Annotated in this window: 18 protein-coding genes; 6 read left to right on the plus strand and 12 right to left on the minus strand. The window is 44.8% G+C overall.

Going from position 1 to position 24107, the window contains the following annotated elements:
- Positions 1-124: 124 nt before the first annotated feature.
- Positions 125-2647 (plus strand): DNA gyrase subunit A, encoded by a 2523-nt coding sequence (gene gyrA / locus GKS34_RS02920; protein WP_163383301.1) that lies wholly within the window; start codon positions 125-127, stop codon positions 2645-2647.
- 33 nt (positions 2648-2680) lie between these two features.
- Entirely contained in the window at positions 2681-3892 is a 1212-nt protein-coding gene (locus GKS34_RS02925; protein ID WP_163383302.1) for a tetratricopeptide repeat protein, read from the plus strand.
- A 173-nt stretch (positions 3893-4065) separates the two neighbouring features.
- Here the strand turns inward: GKS34_RS02925 and GKS34_RS02930 are convergent, their stop codons facing one another.
- Complete coding sequence (locus GKS34_RS02930) at positions 4066-5526, minus strand: SLC13 family permease (RefSeq protein WP_163383303.1); 1461 nt, start codon at positions 5524-5526, stop codon at positions 4066-4068.
- A gap of 228 nt (positions 5527-5754) precedes the next feature.
- Between GKS34_RS02930 and GKS34_RS02935 the strand changes: the two genes are divergently transcribed.
- Positions 5755-8976: a PVC-type heme-binding CxxCH protein gene (locus tag GKS34_RS02935; RefSeq protein ID WP_205602010.1), complete on the plus strand. Its 3222-nt coding sequence runs from the start codon at positions 5755-5757 to the stop codon at positions 8974-8976.
- A gap of 203 nt (positions 8977-9179) precedes the next feature.
- Here the strand turns inward: GKS34_RS02935 and GKS34_RS02940 are convergent, their stop codons facing one another.
- The 4 genes from GKS34_RS02940 to GKS34_RS02955 all read right to left on the minus strand — a co-directional run bounded on the left by GKS34_RS02940 (position 9180) and on the right by GKS34_RS02955 (position 14259).
- Entirely contained in the window at positions 9180-9839 is a 660-nt protein-coding gene (locus GKS34_RS02940) for a LytR/AlgR family response regulator transcription factor (protein ID WP_163383305.1), read from the minus strand.
- 1 nt (position 9840) lies between these two features.
- Positions 9841-10986 carry a DUF4934 domain-containing protein gene (locus GKS34_RS02945; RefSeq protein ID WP_163383306.1) on the minus strand — a complete coding sequence of 382 codons (1146 nt, stop codon included), beginning with the start codon at positions 10984-10986 and terminating at the stop codon, positions 9841-9843.
- A 95-nt stretch (positions 10987-11081) separates the two neighbouring features.
- On the minus strand, positions 11082-12497 hold the full coding sequence (locus GKS34_RS02950; protein ID WP_163383307.1) for a sensor histidine kinase: 1416 nt from the start codon (positions 12495-12497) through the stop codon (positions 11082-11084).
- Between the two features lie 433 nt (positions 12498-12930).
- On the minus strand, positions 12931-14259 hold the full coding sequence (locus GKS34_RS02955) for a purple acid phosphatase family protein (RefSeq protein ID WP_163383308.1): 1329 nt from the start codon (positions 14257-14259) through the stop codon (positions 12931-12933).
- 173 nt (positions 14260-14432) lie between these two features.
- Between GKS34_RS02955 and GKS34_RS02960 the strand changes: the two genes are divergently transcribed.
- Both GKS34_RS02960 and GKS34_RS23705 read left to right on the plus strand, forming a co-directional pair.
- A complete protein-coding gene (locus GKS34_RS02960) occupies positions 14433-14690 on the plus strand; it encodes a type II toxin-antitoxin system ParD family antitoxin (RefSeq protein WP_163383309.1) in 258 nt (85 codons plus the stop codon).
- Complete coding sequence (locus tag GKS34_RS23705) at positions 14677-14967, plus strand: type II toxin-antitoxin system RelE/ParE family toxin (RefSeq protein WP_163383310.1); 291 nt, start codon at positions 14677-14679, stop codon at positions 14965-14967. Before GKS34_RS02960 ends, GKS34_RS23705 begins: the two co-directional genes overlap by 14 nt.
- Positions 14968-15316: 349 nt before the next feature.
- Here GKS34_RS23705 and GKS34_RS02970 read toward each other — a convergent pair whose 3' ends face one another.
- The 7 genes from GKS34_RS02970 to GKS34_RS03000 form a co-directional block, all read right to left on the minus strand.
- Positions 15317-15784 carry an RES family NAD+ phosphorylase gene (locus GKS34_RS02970; RefSeq protein ID WP_163383311.1) on the minus strand — a complete coding sequence of 156 codons (468 nt, stop codon included), beginning with the start codon at positions 15782-15784 and terminating at the stop codon, positions 15317-15319.
- Positions 15785-15786: 2 nt separating this feature from the next.
- Entirely contained in the window at positions 15787-16332 is a 546-nt protein-coding gene (locus GKS34_RS02975; RefSeq protein ID WP_163383312.1) for an antitoxin Xre/MbcA/ParS toxin-binding domain-containing protein, read from the minus strand.
- 156 nt (positions 16333-16488) lie between these two features.
- Positions 16489-17724, minus strand: a complete 1236-nt coding sequence (locus tag GKS34_RS02980) for an alpha/beta hydrolase family protein (RefSeq protein ID WP_163383313.1) — start codon at positions 17722-17724, stop codon at positions 16489-16491.
- Between the two features lie 241 nt (positions 17725-17965).
- On the minus strand, positions 17966-18490 hold the full coding sequence (locus GKS34_RS02985; protein WP_163383314.1) for a DUF6557 family protein: 525 nt from the start codon (positions 18488-18490) through the stop codon (positions 17966-17968).
- An 88-nt stretch (positions 18491-18578) separates the two neighbouring features.
- On the minus strand, positions 18579-19031 hold the full coding sequence (locus tag GKS34_RS02990) for an endonuclease domain-containing protein (protein ID WP_163383315.1): 453 nt from the start codon (positions 19029-19031) through the stop codon (positions 18579-18581).
- Between the two features lie 420 nt (positions 19032-19451).
- Positions 19452-20324: a 3'(2'),5'-bisphosphate nucleotidase CysQ family protein gene (locus tag GKS34_RS02995; protein WP_163383316.1), complete on the minus strand. Its 873-nt coding sequence runs from the start codon at positions 20322-20324 to the stop codon at positions 19452-19454.
- Complete coding sequence (locus GKS34_RS03000) at positions 20325-21296, minus strand: phosphotransferase (RefSeq protein WP_163383317.1); 972 nt, start codon at positions 21294-21296, stop codon at positions 20325-20327.
- Between the two features lie 1052 nt (positions 21297-22348).
- Here GKS34_RS03000 and GKS34_RS03005 point away from each other — a divergent pair.
- Entirely contained in the window at positions 22349-24070 is a 1722-nt protein-coding gene (locus GKS34_RS03005) for a PQQ-dependent sugar dehydrogenase (protein WP_240459171.1), read from the plus strand.
- Positions 24071-24107 lie beyond the last annotated feature (37 nt).

A 24107-nucleotide genomic window follows, 5' to 3' on the forward strand; every position in this document is an offset into this window, starting at 1 on the left:
AAATTACATCATTAACTCCATGAAAATAAACTGGATACCCCATTGGAGATATATTAGAAAAATTATATTTTTCTAAACCTGTTCTTTTTGCTATCTTGCAGGTTATTAGCGAGGAAATTTAATTATGGCTCAAGGAGAGAACGAGAATATCATCCCGATCAATATTGAGGAAGAAATGCGTGGTGCCTACATCGATTATTCGATGTCGGTAATTGTTTCCAGGGCTTTACCGGACGTAAGGGACGGTTTAAAGCCAGTACACCGCCGAATACTGTACGGGATGCAGGAATTAGGGGTATCACACAACAAGCCTTATAAAAAATCAGCCAGAATAGTAGGGGAAGTGCTTGGTAAATACCACCCGCATGGAGATTCGGCAGTGTATGAAACATTGGTTCGGATGGCGCAGCACTGGTCGCTTCGCTACCCGCTGGTAGATCCGCAAGGAAACTTTGGTTCCGTAGATGGGGATAACCCAGCTGCCATGAGGTATACCGAGGCAAGGCTTCGGAGAATAGCTGAGGAATTACTTATCGATATTAATAAGGAGACGGTTGATTTTCAGCTTAACTTTGACGATACGCTAAAGGAGCCGGTAGTGTTGCCGGCTAAAATCCCAGCTCTTTTATTAAATGGTGCTTCTGGAATTGCCGTGGGCATGGCCACCAACATGGCACCCCATAATTTGGGGGAAGTGATCAGTGGAATTAGTGCCTACATTGATAATAATGACATTACCATTCCGGAATTGATGGAACATATTGTTGCTCCTGATTTTCCTACCGGAGGCATCATCTACGGCTACAATGGGGTCAAGGCTGCCTTTGAAACCGGCCGGGGAAGGATCATCATGAGAGGAAAGGCCACCGTTGAAACCAAATCCAACGGTAGGGAAATGATCATTATCAATGAAATTCCCTATCAGGTCAACAAAGCTTCCATGGTTGAAAAAACGGCCCAGTTGATCAATGAGAAAAAGCTGGACGGGATTTCCGCTATCCGGGATGAATCCGATCGGCAGGGAATGCGTATCGTTTACGAATTGAAAAAAGATGCCGTTCCGAACGTCATTCTAAATAATCTCTACAAGCACACACCACTACAGACCTCCTTTAGTGTGAATAACGTGGCTCTTGTGAAAGGGCGGCCTTACACGCTGAATTTAAAGGACCTGATTGTACACTATGTAAATCACCGACACGAAGTTGTAGTCAGGAGAACGGAGTACGAGCTTAAAGAAGCAGAAAAGCGTGCTCATATCCTTGAAGGGTACCTGGTGGCTTTGGATAACCTGGATGAGGTAATACAGCTGATTCGGGATTCACGTGATCCGGAAACTGCCAGAAATGGACTGATGGAGCGCTTTGAGCTTTCAGAAATCCAGGCAAGGGCCATTCTCGACATGCGCCTTCAGCGACTGACCGGCATGGAGCGGGAAAAGATCCAGCAGGAGTACGATGAGCTGATGAAACTTATCGAAGAGTTGAAAGACATCCTTGCCAACGAGGATCGGCGGATGCAAATCATCAAGGATGAACTGCTGGAAATGAAAACCCGGTACTCAGATGACCGAAGGACGACGATCGAGCACAATGCGGAAGATTTCAACTATGAAGACATGATTCCTAATGAGGAGGTGGTCATTACCGTCTCCCATCAGGGGTATATCAAACGAACCGTTCTAACCGAGTACAAATCCCAGAGCAGGGGAGGTGTAGGATCTCGTGGTGTCAGCACCAAGGAAGACGACTATACCGAATATTTATTTACAGCGCTGACGCACAATTACCTGTTGATTTTTACCGACCAGGGCAAACTCTTCTGGTTAAAAACGTATGCCATTCCTGAAGGCAGTAAGACCTCCAAGGGAAGGCCCATACAAAATCTGATAAATATTCAGAGTGGGGATCGGATTCGCTCCATCATTCAGGTAACAGATTTAAACGATGCGGATTACATCAACAATAACAATATTGTGATGGTTACTCGCAAAGGGATAATCAAAAAAACCACCTTGGAACAGTATTCCAGACCCAGGACCAATGGAATCATTGCACTTAATATCAGGGAAGATGACCAGTTGTTGAATGTGGAATTGACCAATGGCGATGCGCATATTGTAATCGCTTCCAGTTCCGGAAGAGCAGTACATTTTCATGAATCCAATGTTCGTCCTATGGGCCGGACAGCTACGGGTGTTAAGGCAATTAATCTGGGAGCGGAGGATAATATTGTAATTGGCATGGTTTGTGTTCAGAGAGAAGAAGCTACGCTTTTAGTGGTCACCGAAAAAGGGTTTGGAAAACGATCTTTCTTGTCCGAATACCGCATCACCAAACGAGGTGGAAAAGGTGTTAAGGCCATGAATATCACGGAAAAAACCGGAGGTTTGGTTGCTATAAAAGAAGTGGTAGAAACCGATGATTTAATGATTATCACCCGATCAGGCATCACCATACGGACGCCGGCTACCGGAGTCCGTGTAATGGGAAGAGCTACCCAGGGCGTACGCCTGATTCGGCTGAATGAAAATGATGAAATTTCCTCGGTAGAAAAAATTGAGAATATTCTGGTAGAGGAGGATTCCGATACGGGAGAAAATCCCCCGACAGATACTGAAAGTGAAACAAATCCCGATAACGAATAAAAGTTGAAACCAATAAAGAACAACATTCCTAACATGAAAAAGTTAATTTTATCATTGGCTTTGATGGGCATTGCTGCTACAGTTGCCTTTGGCCAGAAAAAGGTGGTACGATCTGCCGAAAGAAACCTTAGAAGAGGCAATCTTGAAGAAGCCTATTCGGAAATCAAATCTGCTGTAAATGACGAAGAAACCGGAAGTGAATCCGAGACTTATTTTATTAAAGGTAAAATAGAAACTCAGATGTTTGAAGCTGATTCCTCCAACACGCAGGAGACAGTTTCATTGGGAAGAGAAGCAGAATCCAGTTTCATGACTACCTTTGAAATGGAAGGCATGGATTCTACTACCAACATAAGCGAAGACTTATTTAAAGAAGTAGTACCTGAATTACCTGCCAGCTTGCAGGGTGAAGGTGTTTACAGACTTAAAAATGCGTCTTTCAACAAGGCGATCGAAAAGTATGAGGCAGATGACATGGAGCTTTCCTTTGAATTCTTTTCTTTGGCAGCTGACCTGGATCCGAAAGATACCTCGATCGTTTTTAATGCTGGTTATACGGCTAATATGATTGGCAATACCGAAGCAGCGAAAAAGTATTTCACCCATTTGTTGGATATTGATGAATACAATAAGCTTAACGCCTATTACTTTCTGATTCAAATTGCCAGTGCAGAGCAAAATGATCCGGAAGAAGCGTACAGATTGGCTACAGAAGCTCGTGAACTTTATCCGGAAGACAAAGGGCTGGCCGAATTTGAAATCCAGTTATTATTGCAATTGGATAAAATGGATGAGGCAATGGTTTCTATAGAAAAAGCGTTGGAAAACGATCCTGATAATCCTGCCATCCGTTTACGATATGGCTACTTAAAAGAAAAGTCGGGAGACATGGAAGGGGCCCTGGAAGAATACAAGCGCACCGTACAGGCGGACCCTGAATTCTTCGAAGGAAATTACTATGCGGGAGCCATTTACCTTGACAAGGCTAGAAATATCATTACGGAGGTTAATAACCTTTCTGATGAAGAGTGGGAAGCAAATTCAGATAAAATGTTGGCTGAGGCTGATAGCTTATACGAAGAAGCCCTTCCTTACTTTACCAAAGCTTCTGAATTGCAACCGGATAATACCGATATCATGGAAATCCTATTTCAGATCCATACCCGCTTGCAAAATGAAGCAATGGCGGAGGAATATAACCAAAAGCTTTCCGATATACTCGGTGCCGATTGGTTAGAAAGATAAAAATCAGCTAATAAAATTGAAAAAGGGATTGCCAACGAAGGTTGAGCAATCCCTTTTTTTTGTTTGGAAGTTCGTTACCATTTCCCTAAGTCTTTCAGTTTCCAGTCTCCATGTCTCTAAGTCCCTCAGTCTCTAAGTCCCCGCAACTCCTCCGGAAAACAGCCAAAGACGGGCTATTTCCACCCCTCAGGAAAAATGAGCATGCTAAAGTCCCAGATCCAGGGAAGGTAAAAAAGCGTGAGAAATAAAATAAATAGAATGGAAAGTATATTAAGAAAAAACCCGGTTTTCATCATGACCGGAATGGTCAGGTAACCAGAGCCAAAAACCACCGCATTGGGTGGCGTAGCAACGGGCAGCATAAAAGCACAGGAAGCGGCCATGGTAGCTCCGATCATCAGGCCGTAGGGATGAACGCCCATAGCCAGAGCCACGGCCGATAATATAGGAAGCAACATGGAAGCAGTGGCCACGTTCGAAGTGATTTCAGTTAAGAAATTTACAGCAGCAATTACAAGCAATAAAAACAGCCAGAATGGGAAATTTTGCAACAGGATAAACTGTTCCCCGATCCAGTTTGCCAAACCCGTTTCCTGAAATCCTTCGGCCAACGCCAAGCCACCTCCAAACAGTATTAGAATTCCCCAGGGGATTTTTTCGGCTATTTTCCAATCCAGAAGTCGCTCCTTTTTTTCGTTTCCTGCAGGTATCACGAACAACAGCAATACGCCTGTTAGGGCAATGATCGTGTCATTTAATGCCGGGATGTATTTCTGTAAGAGGAAACTTCTGGTAATCCAGGACAGGCTGACGCCAATAAAAATCCATAGAACCCGTTTCTCCTGTATGCTGATGGCCCCTAATAGGGCAAGCTGCCTTTTAATTTCTTCTTTTCCACCGGCTATTTGCAGGGATTTAGGAAAGTGAAATGCCCAGTAAACCAGGTAGTACCAGCAAATAAAGAGCAAGCCTACAGAAATGGGAAAACCAACCAACATCCATTCTCCAAAACTGATTTCATAACCATAGGTACTTTTCACCACTCCTGTTAAAATTAAATTGGTTGGGGTGCCTATAATCGTAGCCATGCCACCTATGGATGCACTGTATGCAATCCCCAACATCAGGGATTGGCCCAGGGATTTTTTTACGGTATCGTTGGTTTGACTGATCTGAACCACCACCGCAATGGCTATGGGCAACATCATCAGGGAGGTGGCGGTATTTGAAATCCACATGGATAAAAAAGCGGTGGCCACCATAAAACCCAGAATGATTTTTTTTAAGTCTGTTCCTAAATATGAAATAATCTGAAGCGCGATCCGCTTGTGCAGGTTCCACTTCTCTATACTTACCGCAATCATAAATCCACCCATGTAGAGTAAAACCATGGGATCTGAATAGGGAATGGAGGTAGCTTTGATTCCTAGTACGCCAGTTATCGGAAATACGACCAAAGGAAGGAGGGCAGTAGCAGCAATGGGAATGGCCTCGGTTATCCACCAGATGGCGATCCAAAAAGTAATGGCCAGCAGGGCAATACCGGATTCTGATAATCCTTCAGGGGCGGCAAAGAAATAGATCCCTAAAAAGGACAATGGCCCAAGGATCAAGCCTATTTTCTGAGTTTGCATAGTTTGGAATTAGTCTTAAGAATAACTATAAAACGGCAAAATCAAAAATATTCTGGATACAATTCTGAGAAAGGGGTAGATTCCAGCTATTTGCAATTCCCACCCATGTACGATACAGGACAGTGCAGGATAGAATTTTCCAATTCATGTACTTTATTTAAGATAAATTGGGAAATAATGCTAATATTGAATTAACCAAAACCTGATTTCAAATTAAACAGATACTAAATGATCCAAATGAATTTAGACAGAATTAACCGCGTCAAGACCTTGTTCTGGGTAGTGGTAGTCTCCTTTTTTGCTTTTCAGTGCGCTCCGGAGGGGCCAAAATTAGCATTGAAAAAAGGAGATCATATCATACTTGTAGGTAATAACCTGGCCTCGAGAATGATGAATTTCGGGCATTTCGAAACCGAAATGTACGTACGCTACCCGGATTCGTTACTCTACATCCGAAACATGGCTGATGCAGGAGATACACCGGGATTTCGACCACACGCAGGCAGAGTTTCTCCCTGGGCTTTTCCTGGAGCTGAAGAATTTCAGGACGAGTTAGCTACCAATTCGCGCAGTGAAGGGCATTTTGAGTCCCCTGATGAATGGATCAAAAGACACGAAGCAGATATCATTGTTGGTTTTTTTGGATACAATGAATCTTTTGAGGGCCAGGAAGGTTTGCAAGATTACAAAAATGAGCTTGAGGCATTTATCAACCATACCAAAAACACCATCTACAATGGAGAGGCAGCGCCACAGCTAGCACTTGTTTCCCCCATAGCCTTTGAAAACCTCAGCGGCGATTTTGACCTGCCCAATGGCGAAGAAGAAAATAAAAACCTGAAATTGTACACGGAAGCTATGAAAGAGGTGGCAACAGCCAATGAAGTGCTGTTTGTAGATGCATTCGAGCCCTCTCAATCCTGGTATGCCAATTCCGATGAGTATCTCACCATTGATGGCTTTCAGCTTACCGAGGAAGGCTATAAAAAATTCGGTGAATTCCTGACTAACAAACTGTTTGGAACAGACGAAGCAGTGGCGGAAGATAGGAGAGAAGCCATTCATGCTGCGGTATTGGAAAAAAACTGGATGTGGCACAACGATTATAAAATCCCAAACGGAGTTCATGTATTCGGAAGAAGGTATAATCCTTTCGGTCCGGATAATTACCCATACGAATTGCAAAAAATCCGTCAGATGACGGCCAATCGGGATCAGGCGATTTGGAGTGTCAGCCAGGGCGAAAATTTTGATTTGGCCGCCGCTGATGAGAATACCATTGAATTGCCTCCGGTAGAAACAAATTACAACCCGGAGAAAAACGGAGACCTCGAATACCTTTATGGAGAGGAGGCCCTGGAGAAGTTTGAAGTTGCGGAAGGATACAAGGTAGAATTATTCGCCTCCGAATCCGAATTTCCTGACCTGGCCAACCCCGTTCAAATGACCTTTGATACCAAGGGCAGGTTATGGGTGGCCGTGATGCCCAGTTATCCGCATTACAAGCCGGGAGACCCCAAACCCAACGATAAAATCCTGATTCTGGAAGATACGGATAATGATGGTAAAGCAGACAAACAGATCATTTTTGCGGATAGCCTGCACCTGCCTATCGGTATGGAAATTGCGCCGGAAGGTGTTTATCTGTCACAGGGTACGAATTTAATCATACTTAAAGACAACGATGGAGACGATTATGCCGAAGAGCGGCAAATCCTGTTAAGCGGGTTTGATGACCACGATACGCACCACAATATTTCCGCATTTGTTGCTGACCCCTCCGGAGCCATTTACATGGGTGAAGGAGTGTTTTTGCATACCAATGTCGAAACACCCTACGGACCGGTGAGAGGAACCAATGGAGGATTTTATCGGTACAATCCGGCACGCAAACACCTGGAAAGAACTGCTCAGCTACCCATTCCAAATCCCTGGGGCATCGCTTTTGATGAGTGGGGCCAAAACTTTTTTGCAGAAACGTCTGGTCCAGATGTACTTTGGATGATGCCGGGAACCGTTAAACCTCGATATGGAGAATCCAATTTTAAGGGTCCCAATCTGATCGAAGATGCCCATAGGGTGCGACCAACTTCCGGACTTGAATTTGTATCCAGCCGGCATTTCCCGGAGGAAGTCCAGGGCGACTTGCTTATCAATAATACCATCGGGTTTTTAGGTATGAAAATGCATAAAATGATGGAAGATGGCACTGGCTATGACAGTGAGCATCGCGTAGACCTGATTCGCAGTGATGACCGGAATTTCCGTCCGGTGGACATGGAATTTGCCCCGGACGGTTCGCTGTATTTCGTAGATTGGCACAATATCCTGGTAGGACACATGCAGCACAATGCCCGCGATCCGCTCAGGGATCACGTGCATGGCCGGATTTATCGAATCACTTATCCGTCCAGACCTTTGGTGACTCCTCCGAAAATTGCAGGGGAAAGCATTGAAAACCTGCTGGATAACCTTAAGTTGCCGGAATTCAGGGCCCGTTACCGCACCCGTGCCGAACTCCGTGGTCGGGATGAAGCAGAGGTTTTGGTAAAGATGAAGGACTGGATAGCCAATCTTGACGAAAACGATCCCCGCTACGAACACCACTTGCTGGAAGCACTTTGGGTAAGTTGGGGACTGAATCAGGTGGATCAGGAATTGATGAAGACGTTGTTTGCTTCAGAGGATCATCGGGTTAGGGCTGCCGTAGCTCGGATATTACGCTATACCGGTCACCAGGTCCCCGATCAGGTGGCGATGCTGAAAGAAGCAGCAGCCGATCCTCACGGAAGGGTTCGCCTGGAAGCCATTGTGGCAGCCTCCTGGCTGGACAAAGAGGATGGGCTGGCTATTTTGGAAGTAGCGGATGAACATCCAAAAGATGAGTGGATGCAAAAGCCCTTTGAGACCTCTCTGGCTCATTTAAATGACATGTCCGTTAACAATATGGTGATAAATCCGGATGGCAGCATTGTTTTTCAGGAAGCGGCCCAGGAAGAAAAACCAACTAACAGCAGACTTCAAGGAGAAGACCTGACCCTTTTCCAAATGGGTAAAGCTATTTACAGCAGGGAAGGATTCTGTATTACCTGCCATCAACCGGATGGTAAAGGTCTGACTGCTTCCGGGTTTCCTCCAATAGCCGGAACAAAATGGGTCAATGGCAACGAAGAAAGGTTTATTAAGATCATATTAAAGGGATTAATGGGCCCCATTGACGTGCTGGGCAAGGAATATCCCGGACAAGTGCCGATGACTCCGTATGCAGGAATGTTAAATGACAAGGAAGTCGCTGCGGTCGCGACCTATGTTCGAAATAGTTTTGGTAACGAATCCTCACCTATAAAGCCCGAAAAGGTTGCGGAGGTGCGGGAAGCTACCAAAGCAAAACAAGGATTTTACTCGCCTTCGGAGCTCCTTCAGGAGCATCCAATGGAAGCGGGCGAATAAGCAAAAAAACTGCCAGCTCATTTTGATGGGTTGGCAGTTTTTTTAATTAACCGAAGGGTTGCAAAAGGACAGCGATACATCACAAATGATATCCTACCTGGAAATTCAATTAAAATCAAATCCCCCTTAAAAAGGAAGAATTTGTTACGTTTGGCTTTCTAACCACTTGTTGCCGTTGCGAAACTATTTAAACAAAGAAAACATTACAGCAGGCCGGCATAGGAAAGGCTTACCGGAACGGTGTATTCTCCAAGCTGCACCTGGTGCTTTTCGATCTTATCCATTCGGTTTTTATTGGCCACGAAAGAGCGGTGGGTACGGACAAAATAGGAGGGGAGCAACTTCTCCATTTCCTTAAATGTCATTCGGCTAACTATTTTTTCCTGATCCAGGTAGAGCGTGACGTAATTGCCGGTAGCTTCGCAAAAAAGCAATTCCTCAAAATTGACCCTGATTTGCCCCTCTGATGTTTTTATAAATACATGGCCGTTTGATTCAGTCGGCTGCAATTGCTTCCAATCCTCTGCCTTCTGACAAGCCTTCAAAAACCGGCTTAATGGAAAGGGCTTTAGCAGGTAATCGAGCGCATTGAGCTCAAAGCCCTTTACGGCATATTCGGAGTAGGCAGTTGTAAAAATTACCATGGTTTCCGGTTGCAACATGCCAGCCAGGTCTATTCCCGAAATGTCCGGCATGTTGATGTCCAGAAAGATCAGGTCAACGGGCTGGGCTTTGTGGTATTCAAAGCCTTGGATGGCATCAGAGAATAGGGCCTGCAATTCCAGAAATGGCACCTTAGCAGCATGGGATTTAATGACTTCCAATGCCATGTGTTCGTCATCTATCGCAATGGCTTTTAGCATATCAGTTGGGTTTCAATTTGTGCAGCAACAACACGGAACCTTCATTTTCAAAGTGACTGATTACTTCCTCCGGGTAGTTTCCTGGGTGGCTTTCATACTCAAATAATATAGGTTCAATTAAAGTGACCAATTCCTCAGATGAGGTAACTGCTGTAGGAAGGAATAAAGACCCAATGTGCAGGTTGGAAAAGTCAATTTTATTGGCATGCAACTTCTTAGTCGTTAAATTAATGGCAAATGTCCAACTATCATTATTAGTACTGACTATTAGGCCGAATACCATATTGTTGGCGATGGTAACAGGCAACTGGAGGTAGCGGTAGTCCAACCCATTTTTTTTCAATTCATCGTCTAACATTAGATCATTGACAACATGGTCTGGTAATTTCTTGTCCCCAAAGTCAATTAAAATTTGTTGCTCCAATTTTCCTGTGCTGGAAAAAAGTCGAATGGTATCGTCAGGAGGTCTATTGTATCCTATGAATCCGGAGGAATGAGACAATAGTCCAGCATGGTAATAGACATTGGCATTTTCCCCAGTAGCTGCATAGCCAAAATATAGACTGTCTAGCGTAAAGGAAGTATCAAAATTTCCAACCTTGGGATAATTCGCAATGGCATCATTTTGATTGTCTTTGTTAATGGCGATTAGCCAGCCTGTCTCTGTTTCTATGAAACCTCCTGCATTAACAGGAATGGAAATAGTGTCCACCCAATTTCCTTCTGGAGTATAGACAATGATTTTATTCTCAATTGCATCTAAAACCAATACTTCACCGTTTGGCCTTACCTGGAAATCTTCAATGCCATTTAGTTGATAGGGCCCCTCTCCAAAATCACCAATCTTACGGATAAAGTTTCCCTGCGCATCAAAGACCAATACCCCTGAGTTATTGATATGATCAAAAAGGTAAAACTGATCATTGATCGCTAATAACTTATCCACTCGCTTAAACAAAGCCTCCTCTTCTACGCTCAAAAGAACGTAACGTTGTTTCTCAACGAAATCCTTGGCATCCAATGGTGCCGCTTCATCAAATGAATAAATCGTTAGATGGGACAAGTCGGATTGGTTTTTCGGTCCCTGACAAGAAGTTCCCCATATCAATAGGCAGATCAGGTAGCATAATTGGTGTTGATGCATCATTTCATCTGTTTATATTTTTTTTTGCGGTCAGATGGAATCTCGCATGGAGGAAAATCATTCCCCTGGGTGCCGATTTCTTCATGCTCGATTTCAGGTTAGTCTATTTGTACCGAAAAATGGACAAAATGCTCCGTATCGTTGGAAACAATCGTTAAGTCATGCGTTCCAGGATACAGGACCTGTAATCGCTTGCGCACATTGTCTAAACCGATACCGGATTCATCGCTAGGGTCTTTTAGTGCCTTGGGAGGATGAAGGGAATTGACCACATCCAGGTGCACCGAACCGGCAAGGCAACGCAGGTTAATCCGGATCCAGGATTTATTTTTTGTGCTGATGCCATGTTTAAAAGCATTTTCTACGAAAGGGATTAGCAGCATGGGGGCAATGGTTCCTTCACAAAGTTCTTCATTCAATTTAATGCTAATTTCCGGATTATCCTCATTTTTGAAGCGCAGCAACTGCAGGTCCAGGTAGTTTTGCAGGTACTCGATTTCCCGCCGTAGGGGAATTTTATCCAGTTGGTTTTCGTGCAGCATAAAGCGCATCATATCTCCCAGTTTTTGGATGCCATCGGAGGTTTTTTCGGCATTTTCCATCAATGCAGCACCATAAAGCGTATTTAAGGCATTGAACAGAAAATGAGGGTTGATCTGGGACTTGAGAAAACTGAGGTTTGCAGAACCCCGATCCACCTGATGACTGAGGGTTTCTATTTTGCCTTTCATTCCAAAGTACTTTTCAAAGGCAAGGTCGGAGAGGGGCAGTACGACTAACTGAATGACCAATCCGGTACCTAATCCCAAAAGCACCGTACCCGGGTCCTGTTGCATAAGTCCCACGAACAATAAAAAACCCGGAAAACCCACGATCAGTAATATGTTAAACCAAAGGGCGGCGCGTTGTTTTCCATGTAAACGCATCCTGTAGATCAAAAAGAAATTGTACAACACTACCAAAATGGAGGCTGGAAGAAAAAGCGCCAGTATCACAGAGATGTTACGTGAAACCAGAAAGTCGAATTTAAATAGAAAAAGAACCACAAAGAAGAAAATACTGCTCAACCGTAGCAGGTTATATGTCAGATAGTCATCCATTTTGGGGGGTAAAAAAACCTCCTTTAGCAGCAATACCCAAACCAGGTAGCCACCATACAAGGCCATAGCGGTAAAATAAAACGGGGTAAAAGGAGAATTGGTAATTCCGGCGCCCGCTGAGAATAAGGAAACAAGGACATAAGACAACGTGAAAATCAGTAGGCCATAGCCAATAAAGGGTCCTTTTCGGTTTGTTTTTCGATACCTGGGAATCAGGACCCGATGCATCAGGTAAAAGACCAAAAAGAGGATCAACGGAATAAAAACCCTGGCAAAATAACCGACCGGATTGCCTGGGAAATAGTGATAACTACTACTTCCAGCGCTTAGAATATTTACGAGCACAAGAATCAAAAAGACAAAGGTGACAATCCACCATTCGATTTCCGGAAATGCTAAGGGTTTGTTTTTCATTTTCTATTCCATTTAAAAATTAAAATTTATTCCGAATATGCTGAACTCAGTTTGTTTTGGGAATTTTTGATTCGTTGCTGCACATGATCCACAAGTCAAATAGATATTGTATAACAAACCGGCAAGGATCAGCGCCATATAGGTTTTCTTTGTAGCTTTGCTCATGGTGATTGTCAAGGTTATCGGATTTGGTCATTTCTTACTGGCCAGAATCCGGAAGCATGAATCATGACACAAGAATAAACTACGACGAAACTTTAATCAAATTAATGTGACGAAATAGGGGAAAGTAGGGATGGAAATTGAGGAGTTAAATATTTATGGTAGGTAACAGGCCTGAAGGGCCTGATCAATAATAACCCTGGGTGTCAACCCAGGGCTGGCAAAGTCCTTAAAAATTCCCAACCCCGGGAGGGGTTGAACAGCGACTAATTTAGGGAGTGATCTTTAAGGTCTCCGGGTATTCGTCGATGATTTTACCATTTTCGTTGATCATCAGGAAATGCTGGTGGGAACCCTGCAGGGTAACAATGATGGCTGAGTTTTCTTCTGCGGATTTTGACAGGTACCAGACTTCCTCGGGCGTTTTAGGCTTCTTTTTTTCCACTCCCCAGGAGCCATCACCCAGGTAAACAATACCATTGGGGCGGATGGCATTGTTTTTTACCGGGTAGCTGCGCTTATAGGTATGGTCGTCATTTTCCAGGGCCACACGGACGGCATATTCCTCAAAAAGGGGAATCCAGTTATCCAATACTTCTTCAGACCAGAATTGAACTCGTTTTCCTCCGGGCTCCACCCGGCCTGAGGGATAGGCTGGTTTGTGGTAGACCGGAATCAGGTGCGGCCGATCCTGCCGGTCCTGAAGTGTTTTCTTAAGCCAATCCGTCTGGCTTCCGCTAATCAGATTGCTGTGGGAGCTGTCCAGGATGATCAGGCTCAGGTAATTCCCGATATCCAGCACACCGTAGCCCGGTTGGCCCGGAAAGGCAAAAAGGGGATAGAAAAACGGGGCTTTTTCCAGGCGCATGGAATCGGTAGGTTCCGCCATTTCTCCGCGTTTCACGCTGGCTATAAAGGCGGGCATGCCGATCCCTTTGTCAATATTGCTTTCCGAGGCCGGATAGTGGTGGTTAATGACATCGTGGTTACCCAGGCCTACAATGACCGGAACGACACGTCCTTCTTCGGAAATAAGGGTCTCCCGGATCCCATCAAACCACTGATACCAGAGGTCCACGTTCTCCTTGTTTCCATTGGCATAGGCCAGATCTCCGCCCCAGACAATAAAATCCGGGTCGTACCGCATGACGGCCCGGTTCATCCGGCGAAACAGATCCCCGTGCGAGGTATCGCCCCCGGCAGCAAAGCGTAGGGGCCGGTCATTCCTGGCTGGAAGGGTTCGAAAGGAGTAGACCCGCTGAAATTCCCCTACACGAAATTCATAGTTTGAATCCGGGTCCAATCCGGTCAATTCCATGCGGTGAATCCGGCGGTCTGAATAAGGAAAGGGAAAGGATTGAGCCCGTACGGTCTGCCATTCGCTTTTGCCTTTGCAGCGGTAGGAAAGCGTTTCCAGTGCTTCGCTCTCCGGAAGGGTATGCCAGTCGATGCTGATGGTCGTAGAAGGGTCTTGCTGCCAGGTAAGCAGGATGGCAGCAGGCTCAGTTTGGGCAAATGCAGTGGCTGCAGCAAGGCAAACAAACAGGAATTGATAGATAAAAAAGCGTAACCAAAGGTTGGGGGTAAAACGGTATTGCATGGATTTGTAGGTTTTTGTTAAATATACCGGAAATGGGAAAAAGTGCCTATTCCGGGATGGTTAAATGGGATAGATGATTTGGATTATGGTTTCTATGTCATAATTTTTAGGAATTTTTGAATTAGTACCAATTTTTGGTAAATTCATGGTGTAGCAAAAAAAAATATATCAGGATGGGCAAGAACACATCAATATCCTTAGGTAATTACTATGACAATTTTATAGAGAATCGGCTAAAAGAAGGGCGGTTTAAAAATGCCAGTGAAATTATTCGGGCTGGTTTGAGATTACTGGAAGAAGAGGAAAACAGGAATGCAATGCTTCGGGCAGAAATAGAGAAAGGAATTGAAAGTGGAATCGATGAAGATTTTGATCCTCAGGAATTTAAAAAAATGATCAGAAAAGAACATGGCATAAATGGGGAGGTATAAATTTACCCGAGAAGCTACCAAAGATCTTCACCGGATATGGAGACATACCGTCAGAATATGGTCAGTTCAGCAAGCTGACCTTTATTTTGACCAGTTGTTGGAGATGTGTCAACTTATTGCAGATAACCCTGATCTGGGATCTGAACGAAATTTCATTAAGCCAGGATTGAGGGGAATAAAGAAAGGCAGACATATCATTTTCTATATGCAGGGAATAGACCAGATCCACATAATCAGAATTCTCCATGAACGAATGGATATGAGGATGAAGTTTTAATTTTGATCTCCACAGGATAATTACCATTCTGTGGGCCTTGGTATTGTGGGGTAGATAAAAGCATGGGATATGGACTGTATATTTTGTATTTAACATAATGTAAATTATATAACAAATACAGTGATTTGCGCATGCGCAGCATTTAACATAAAATCAGTTATGCCATTTTTTGTGGCATAACGGCAGTTCTTATGTTAAAGCAAATCACGGTAAACCTATTGAATCATTATTGATTTGACCTCGGACCCGGTAACGAATGATTTTCTTAAGATCAGTTCTTACGCTAAAGCAAATCACAAAGTATCATTTAAATAATCCACCATTAGAAGTAGAATCCAAATCCCACCCGCTAGTTTCCAAGTTTATAAACAAACTTTCTAACATCCACCACCTTGAGCAAATCAGGGATACCTGGGAACCCGGGGTTGACCAATAGGTTGTGTTCTTCCGGGTAAAAAGAGAGGTGCAACCGGGTGGATGGAACCTTTAAAAATGGAAAACTATTTTCTATCAGCCACAGTTTGCCAAAATCTTGTGTTGCTTTGTTATGTGGCAGCATGTCCCAGTTCTTTGGAAGACTTTGCTTTTCGAGCGTACCAATCAGTTCACTTTCAAGGATTTCATAAATAACCACGTACCACGTTTCAAGAGCAGTAGCAGTGCCTCTGATACATAGGTATTCCAAATCCGCCAGAGCTGCTGAGCTACCGGTATATATCATAGGATAAGCCTTGGGATTCCACCTTCCCCCTGACAAAGAACTACTAAAAGGCTCCCGGTGGTATTTTTCTGACATCATGCGGTAATAGGTCAACATGCCTACATGACATTTCCGAAGTGAAGGGCATCGATGGCCTCATGCACCAGGTCTATCCCCGTCATGGATACCATTAGGTCCGCAGGTTTGATTTGGCCCAATGCCATATTTGGCGTATTCAGCCAGGATTTTAAGCTGGATTCACGACCAAAAATCTCCATCCCCTTTTTGATAACTTCGTCCATTTTAAAAAACTGGTAGGAACCTGGTATACCGATTTTACTGTCAGCAGACCACCTGGAAACAGTGCTTTGGGAAACAGCTGCCGCCTTGGCCAGATCTACCATTTTAAGATCCAAAAAATCAATTATCGGGCTAATCTCAGCATAGGTCAATTTATCTTCCAGCTTTCTACCCACCTCAGCCAAGCTCTTTGCATATTTAATACCACTTAAAAAATAACCATACCCGTTCTTGACCTCATAACTGACTTGCTGGTCTCCCTTTTTGACCACAAAAGTATCAGAAATGCCATAAGGCTTTTCATAATCACTGATATAGGATAGGTCTTCAGACTTAACGGCTTTGTATTTCTTACTTTTTTTCATTTGACATACTAATATAAGTCATTTGAAAGAATAAAACAAACTATTTGATATAATACTCTTCCTATTTATACCCATATGTTATAAAATGACCATTAATACTGCTCCTTCGATTCCCAGAATCCAGCTAATAATATACCAAAGCATGGTAATTGAATTTCAATTACTTAACACTTCCCCACTCCTTCTATTCCCCGACTCATCCACCCAGTAGATGTACCAAAGCCTGGCATCTGAAGGAATAGTGACTTTACCTTTGGCTTTATCGAGTGGGATCAGTTGCCAGTCCCTTTCCGGACTCCGTTTGTCATCTGGGGTGTATGCCAGGTAAACTTCTTTCGGCGCTGGAGCAATCGAATACCTGGCCTGACTCCCCTTTCGGCTCAATTTAATTGAACTAATAAATTCGGCTTTGTTTTCCAGTTGGGTACGGATAAAGCTGTAAATTTCCCCTGGCTCTGCTCCGTGCAAATGGCTGTGTTTCAGTTCCGGTATCATGGAATACTGCGCATTACTTGCCAGGTTAGCCGTTTTCTGCCAGTTTTCGACAAAATAGGCAAAATCGTTGGTGCCATTGACAAACAGCATGGGCACGGTTGCATTGGCTACGTAACGGGAAGGATCCCATAAATTTACCCACTTTTGGGTTCCGGCGGTTCCAAGGGAATCAAAATGATTGTCCCAGGCGCTACCCTGATGGAGAAAACCCGCTCCATACACTGGCACGGCAGCGCTGAACCGATGATCCACTCCGGCTACCAGATTAGTTAGGTATCCGCCCCAGCTGATGCCGGTGACGGCGGTTTGCTTCGGATTGACCTCTGGAAAGCTGCGGATCAGGGAGTGTGCCCGAATAATATTGGATACCGAATGGAATTGCCATTGGGCGGTAAAGGCTTCATCCAATCGAAAAAACTTGTGCTCGTCGTCCTGCAAGGGGCCTCCAGCAGCTAACCGGGTGCTTTTTGAGGCCCAGGGGCTGTCCTGCTGGTCTTCGGGCAAAGGCTGGCTTCCACTCAGGTCCATGGCAATGGCGGCATATCCTCTTTCGGCCCATTCCAGTGCCCAAATTCGAAAGGCGGTCCCCCCCCCACCATGTACCAGCACGATGCCGGGAAACTCGCCAGTCTCGGCATTTTTTCGACCCAATGTAGCCGGGCTGGCGTAATAGGCGAACACTTCCGTCACCTTGCCTTCGTATTCCTCACCGGTATAAATCAGCGACCAGACAGCATCGTTCTGATTTACCCATTCAAAGTCGGGGGCTACCGATAATGTCTCTAGATCCCAGGGAATTCTTCCCTGAAGATCTGGCGGAAGAGAAAGTCCGGTTTGGGCAACCACGAGTCCCCGTAAAAGAAAGAGGGCTAAGCAGATTGAAATGGTGTTTTTCATATTTAGAACCTTATGATTTGGTGTCTTCTCATCATTTGATGGACTCCTTTGAATATTGCCACAAGGCTTTATTAAGTATTCGCATGGATACCTTCGCTTCATCAGCTAAACTTTTCGTGTAATTAGTATATGACTTCCAGAAATCGAAATTGTAGTTCTGAGGCTTGATTTGGTCGCAACTTAAGGAATACAAAGCTCTAAAATCAATAATTGGATAATTATCCGAATGATAGAGGCGAATTCACTCATCTTCCCCCTCACCTAACCCACTCAAAAAGTCATCTATTGATTTGTTGTTTCTTCTTTTCTCCCCAGGGGTCATATTCTTAAATTCCGCCATATTCTTGTTCAGCTCTTCAAGTTGCGCTGCTATTTCCTCCTGGTCAAAAGAAAAAAATGTCATTTCATACAGGCAATGGACAATGATTTCCAATTCCGTAAACTCCTTAAATGCACGCTCATCCACCTTCATGCCAAGCCAACTGTCCCAGGGAGTAAATTCAAGGGCCAATCCATCGTTTCCAGATAACGGATCCACGCTTCCATCAGCGTGGTACCCATCTACATCCACATAATTTTCATCTTCTTCCCTGATTTCAATCAGCCGGATGACAATATCGCTGGAAGGATCAGGTTTCATTTCCATTAGCTGGTTGAACACCTCTCTATATGCATCGATCTGCTCTTCCTGATCTGGATATAGCCTATTTAATTCTGTTTCAACGCTTAGCCAGTGTTGCCTTCGGATCAATTCGTGAAATGTCATGGTTGGGTTATTATAAGGTTGTGTCTTCTTGTTTTATATTATTCTTACTCCCCTCCATTTTTCCACCTACTCTAACCCCCCTACTGTTTTAGGAGGGGGGTTGGGGGGTGGTTGACGGGACTCGGGAGGTAGAAACACTACCGTCTGGCGGTTCATCATCCTTTTGACCAACGGGCGATTTTATCGTTCCCAAATACTCCCCTATCACCCTTAACACCCCTAAGATATCTTCCCTCACCTCCCTATTCTCAAAGCGCAACACCCGGATACCACATAATGTAAGGGAGGAATCCCTTTCCAAATCTGATTGATGTCCTTCTTGCGTATAATGTGGTGACCCGTCCAGCTCCACGGCAAGTTTCTCCTCCGGACAGTAAAAATCCAAGATAAAATCCCCGTAGCTGTGCTGCCTCCTAAACTTCTTACCCTTTAGACGCCTTCCTTTTAATTGTAGCCAAAGTAGCTGTTCCTCTTTCGTGGAATTGTTACGCAGTTCTTTTCGGGTTTCTTTTAGTGATTTTTTATTGTTGAGTCGGGCCATGGCTGAAAAAAGAATTGAATTTTCTTTATTAAATTTTATTAATCCTCCCCTCCTTGTTTCCACCACCCCCTTATTCCCCCTCCTAAAACAGGAGGGGGCGAGAGAGAGGCTATTTTATCCTGAGAAGTGCGAAAATCACCTATTCCCAAGATACTAATATTCCGATTTATTTTCTATATCCCCATTTTGCCATTTTGGACGGTTCTTTTATAATCTCTTTTCACCCCACCTACCACCGTGGCTTAAAGAATACCACTATTTTAAAACAACTAACTCCCCCTCCTTTTTTAGGAGGGGGCTCGGGGGGTGGTTAATTGGGCTCGGGAGGTAGAAACACTTTGTCCTTGTTACCAGTCTTAGACGATTACTCATAGTTGATTTGTTACCAAATGCCTCCAAAAAGGCATACGGAAATTCAAGTTAAAACTCTAACCGCAAAACCATTTCCGCAATGCGTTCCGTTGTCGCATAAACCACCCCCTGCCGGTGCATAAAGGTGGTTTCAGGGCTATTGAGATGTAGTTTTTCACCTTTCATATTAGAGACCGGTAAGCCCAGTTCTTCAAAAATAAGCCGGGTAGCAGCAAAATCCCAGATGCTGCCGCCTCCCTTTTGCGACCTGGGAAATTTAAAGTAACCCGCATGCTTGTGGGACATTACAGACAGGGCATTCCGGACTGCACCAAAACCAATATGGTAAAGCACATCCCCATAATTTTCCGCTTTTGCCCATTGCTTTATTTGCTCGGTTAATGGATCAAAATAATCGCCCGACTGCATGCTTCGGTCCATATAGATGTGAAATTTCTTATCCTCGTCTACCTTTCCCGGGTCAAACGCCTGGCCGTTCAGAGCAAGTCCTTCTCCCCTGACAGCACTGTAACAAAGATCCTCATCCGGTATATAAACTACGCCGATCACCGGATCTCCGGATTGGGAAATCAGGGCAATGGAAACGGCATATCCCGGCCGCTGCTCCGTAAAGGGCAGGGTACCATCCAGGGGATCGATGCACCAGAAATAGTCCTTGTGTAATCGGGTTTGATCGTCGGCTGCTTCCTCCGTAAGCAAGCCCAGATCGTATTGGGCAATACCGGGCCGTAAATGTTTTAAAATTAGCTCTTGCGCCTTAAAATCGACTTCGGTCACAACCTGGGAAGCCAACGAATAGCCGGCCTCCTTTTCATGTTGTTGATAGGGTTGATCAACTTGCGATTGAATCAGTTGCCCCGCTTCAATACTTGCTTTAACGGCGCTTTGGCAAAGTGCGGAAAGGGTTCTTTTATTCAGCATTTAAACGAAATTTAATTCTTCTAATACGGACCGTGTAAGGCGCTCGCTATAGCCATGCATCTTCCAATGGCCGGCGCTCCAGCCATCCAGAAAGCGGTACAGGTCGGCCCAGGCAAATTTGTAAAGCTCCGTCCACTCCTGTTTAACCAACTGAAAATCAATACACTTATCCATATCCATTTCAAGTACTTTAAAATAATGTCCAAGCAACTCATCTTCATAGGCTTCGCAGGCTTCTTCGGCAAAACAACTGCTGATAAAGTAAGCGACATCCTTTATGCCACAGCCCTTGCCGACATACTGAAAATCCACCGCTGCCACCTGATGTTCCGGGCCAAAACAGAAATTGGCCAGCTTGGCATCGCCGTGCACCAGGGTTTGGTAAGCAGCTGCATTGAGCTTTTGATCGATGGCTGATGCTGCCTGCTGCAGGGGAATATGCTTCATTTTTGCCCACTCATCGGGCCGCGTGTCCAAATGCCAATAGGCGCCAATTTCCCATAGGCCTTCTGGCGACACCTGCATGAATCGCGCATGGAAACGGGCCAGCCAGGCCAGGCAGTTTTTGGCTGCTGCCAAAGTAACCGTGTCAGGCATCAGACGCCCCGGAAAGCCCAGAGCATTGAGGTCCTCCATAACCAGTAGCCGCATGCTTCCCTCCTCAGCAGCATGTAACAATCTGGGCATTTTACAATCCGGACCCGTCAACCGGGCATAGTGCTGGTACCAGTAGCTTTCTACAGCGTAGGATTTGACCTTACGCTGATGGGACAAATCGGTATTCCATCCCCGCGGATGTATACCACTCTCTGGTAAAAGTATATGCTTGACAATAACCGAGGGATACTTCCCTCCTTCCAATACATAGCGCTTAATGGATCCATAACCACTCCACAAGGTCTGAACATGTGCCATTTTCCTGATGGCTGTGGCACCGGTACAGTGAAGAATTTGGGAGGCTATTGAAGGCATGGTTTGTATTGGGTTTTATAGGTATTGGGAGGTTGTAGAATTTGAAAAGTAAATCGCCTGTAATTTATTTAAAAGTTAAATATACTGAAGATTATCCGTCAAAATCAAGATGGTTAAACGTTTTAGCTTGGATTTTAAGAGATCGGGAAAAGTAACGTAGGACAGCTAACTCCGGTAGAAATCACCTCATTTCAGTGGTTGAAGCCTTTTGTATTTGATTTTACAGCACTTTAAACTAATTATTTATTCAAAAGGTTAGCTGTAACCTCCAAATTAATGCTATTAATTCCCCCAAATGCAATGGAAATTCTTTTATCAATAATCAAAGTACTCCTTGACAGCATAATATATCAAACTTTACCGGCCTTCAAAGGTTATGGTTTTTGGGGCAGGATGGAAGGCGTGAAGAAAATGAGTTAGCTCCAATAAGGAGATCCACTCATTTTTAGCCTGGAATCCTGATCCAAAAATCAAATGATGGCAATGCAAAGGAGATTTATTCTCTGAACCCTGACCCATCATTTGAAATAAGATTTGACAGCCTTGATTTTTTTGGTTCGTTTTTTCATCAAGGAAAAAATGAAATTGAAAGGTAAAATTTTAATCTTGCCCGGCAAAGGTTCTTTTAGCCTCTTCATTTCTTTTTCTTGATAAAAAGAAACGAAGCAAAGAAAAATCAAGCCAGCAGAAATCTCCTCCCCAAATGGCCCGTCGCCGCCTCGTTCTCTGGCAGACCTCCGCACTTCTGGCGATAATGATTTTTAAAGAATGCTATTATTGGAAAGTTTAAGGTTTAATTACCCGGATTTGAAGGAAATTTTGAAAAGTATTGTAAAGAAGCAAAAATCACCATCCATCAAAGAGATTGCATCATCCAATATAAAAACATTAAGACCGATGCCGATAAATAGACCGAAGAAGGTTAAATTTCCCGTTAAAATGATGGTACTTCTTTAAATACACAAAGGATCATGCCCCACCCATATAGATTGACCAAATTAGTTCATTCAAATTTTATGCCTTCCCAAAGGTTTTGGATTTACAGCCTCATTATGGCAATGCTTTTCAGCATTTCTTGCGAAAATAAGCAAAGCGAATTGCCGGCCAGTGATCCGGATAATGGTGGATTGATCCTTCCGGGTGGATTTGAGGCCCTGGTGGTCATTGACAGTGCCGGACCGACCCGCCATATTGCGGTCAACGACAACGGAGACATTTATGCCAAGCTCCGCTTTTCCAGAGATATGCAGGGCGGCACCATTGGACTTCGGGACCTTAATGGGGATGGAAAAGCAGACTCTCTTGTCCGCTTTGGAGACTATGAAGATGTAGGCGGGTCAGCGGTGGGTGTTACCATCCACGATGGATACCTCTATACCAGTACGGTAAGGCAGGTATTGAGAAATAAACTAAGTCCCGGAGAATTGGTGCCCAGCAGCAGAACAGAGGTCATCCTCACCGATACCCACCCCAATGTAGCCAGAAACTGGCACACTACTAAACCTGCTGCATTTGACGGGAATGGGAATATGTACATCCCATTTGGATCGCCCTCTGATGCGGGTCAGGATATTGAAATGTATGGTCCTACCGGCATTCCCGGCGGAAAGGGGCTGGATCCCAGTCCGGAACGGGAAATGAATGCCGGCATCTGGAAGTTTGACGCCAACAAAGAGGGTCAGGTTCAGTCCGACGGAACCAAATTTGCCACGGGACTTCGGAGCATCGTCGGCATGACCTGGAGCCCGTTGGACGACCATCTCTATGCAGTGGTCAACGGGATAGACAATTTTCATACACTTTATCCAGCCTTATACTCCTCCTGGCAGGCAGCGGTCCTACCCTCCGAAACCTTGGTGAAGGTAACGGAAGGTACAGATTTTGGCTGGCCCTATGCCTATTATGACCAGCTGCAGGGAAAAAACGTTTTGTCACCGGGCTACGGTGGGGATGGTACGATCGTTGGCAGGGCAGCGGAATTTGACAACCCGGTGATGGGTTTCCCCGGCCATTGGGCCCCTATGGAATTGCTTTTTTACCAGGGAAGCCAATTTCCGGAACGATATAGACAGGGGGTGTTCGTCGCCTTTCACGGATCCACGGATCGATCTCCCTACCCGCAGGCCGGATACATCGTCTGCTTTGTTCCCCTGGTCGATGGGAAAGCCGGTGACTGGGAAGTTTTTGCGGATGGATTTGCCGGGGTAGATACGGTAGAAAATACCGGTGATGCCCTCTACCGACCCATGGGCCTGGCAGAAGGCCCGGATGGCTCATTGTACCTGTCCGAATCGAACAAGGGGAAAATCTGGCGGGTCATGTACAAAGGAGACAAAAAGGAATTTGGCGAAAAGCAACTGGAGGAAATGAAGCGGCTAACCGCCCACAAAACCTATATCAAAACACCGGTAGCGGGTGTAGATAATCTGGATAAGGGTTCGCTGCTGGAAGGAGGTATACTTTACAATACCTACTGCGCAACCTGCCATCAGCGCAACGGAGAGGGAGACAATAACCGGTTTCCGCCACTGGCAGGATCGGAGCGGGTGCTTGGGGAGGCAGAGCCGCTGGTAGCGGCTATTCTAAACGGCATTCAGGGCGAAATCACAGTTCGGGGTAAAACCTACAACGGGTACATGCCGCCACATGCCAATATCCTGGATGATCATGCGGTAGCGTCCATAAGCTCCTACATCCGAAACCGATGGGGAAACAAAGCCGGTTCCATCAGCCCGAGTGAAGTCAGCAGTATCAGGGTAAAGGTGGTAAAGTAGTGAAGAACGCATGAGTCAGGCAAAATTTTGTTAATTT

This window comes from Cyclobacterium jeungdonense (genome assembly GCF_010994275.1).
Classification (GTDB): domain Bacteria; phylum Bacteroidota; class Bacteroidia; order Cytophagales; family Cyclobacteriaceae; genus Cyclobacterium; species Cyclobacterium jeungdonense.

What these genes read in the sequence shown, in the direction of transcription:
- gyrA (WP_163383301.1), top strand. Translation starts at nt 125, where the DNA reads ATGGCTCAAGGAGAGAACGAGAATATCATCCCGATCAATATTGAGGAA.
- GKS34_RS02925 (WP_163383302.1), top strand. Translation starts at nt 2,681, where the DNA reads ATGAAAAAGTTAATTTTATCATTGGCTTTGATGGGCATTGCTGCTACA.
- GKS34_RS02930 (WP_163383303.1), bottom strand. Translation starts at nt 5,526, where the DNA reads ATGCAAACTCAGAAAATAGGCTTGATCCTTGGGCCATTGTCCTTTTTA.
- GKS34_RS02935 (WP_205602010.1), top strand. Translation starts at nt 5,755, where the DNA reads ATGATCCAAATGAATTTAGACAGAATTAACCGCGTCAAGACCTTGTTC.
- GKS34_RS02940 (WP_163383305.1), bottom strand. Translation starts at nt 9,839, where the DNA reads ATGCTAAAAGCCATTGCGATAGATGACGAACACATGGCATTGGAAGTC.
- GKS34_RS02945 (WP_163383306.1), bottom strand. Translation starts at nt 10,986, where the DNA reads ATGATGCATCAACACCAATTATGCTACCTGATCTGCCTATTGATATGG.
- GKS34_RS02950 (WP_163383307.1), bottom strand. Translation starts at nt 12,497, where the DNA reads ATGAAAAACAAACCCTTAGCATTTCCGGAAATCGAATGGTGGATTGTC.
- GKS34_RS02955 (WP_163383308.1), bottom strand. Translation starts at nt 14,259, where the DNA reads ATGCAATACCGTTTTACCCCCAACCTTTGGTTACGCTTTTTTATCTAT.
- GKS34_RS02960 (WP_163383309.1), top strand. Translation starts at nt 14,433, where the DNA reads ATGGGCAAGAACACATCAATATCCTTAGGTAATTACTATGACAATTTT.
- GKS34_RS23705 (WP_163383310.1), top strand. Translation starts at nt 14,677, where the DNA reads ATGGGGAGGTATAAATTTACCCGAGAAGCTACCAAAGATCTTCACCGG.
- GKS34_RS02970 (WP_163383311.1), bottom strand. Translation starts at nt 15,784, where the DNA reads ATGTTGACCTATTACCGCATGATGTCAGAAAAATACCACCGGGAGCCT.
- GKS34_RS02975 (WP_163383312.1), bottom strand. Translation starts at nt 16,332, where the DNA reads ATGAAAAAAAGTAAGAAATACAAAGCCGTTAAGTCTGAAGACCTATCC.
- GKS34_RS02980 (WP_163383313.1), bottom strand. Translation starts at nt 17,724, where the DNA reads ATGAAAAACACCATTTCAATCTGCTTAGCCCTCTTTCTTTTACGGGGA.
- GKS34_RS02985 (WP_163383314.1), bottom strand. Translation starts at nt 18,490, where the DNA reads ATGACATTTCACGAATTGATCCGAAGGCAACACTGGCTAAGCGTTGAA.
- GKS34_RS02990 (WP_163383315.1), bottom strand. Translation starts at nt 19,031, where the DNA reads ATGGCCCGACTCAACAATAAAAAATCACTAAAAGAAACCCGAAAAGAA.
- GKS34_RS02995 (WP_163383316.1), bottom strand. Translation starts at nt 20,324, where the DNA reads ATGCTGAATAAAAGAACCCTTTCCGCACTTTGCCAAAGCGCCGTTAAA.
- GKS34_RS03000 (WP_163383317.1), bottom strand. Translation starts at nt 21,296, where the DNA reads ATGCCTTCAATAGCCTCCCAAATTCTTCACTGTACCGGTGCCACAGCC.
- GKS34_RS03005 (WP_240459171.1), top strand. Translation starts at nt 22,349, where the DNA reads ATGGCAATGCTTTTCAGCATTTCTTGCGAAAATAAGCAAAGCGAATTG.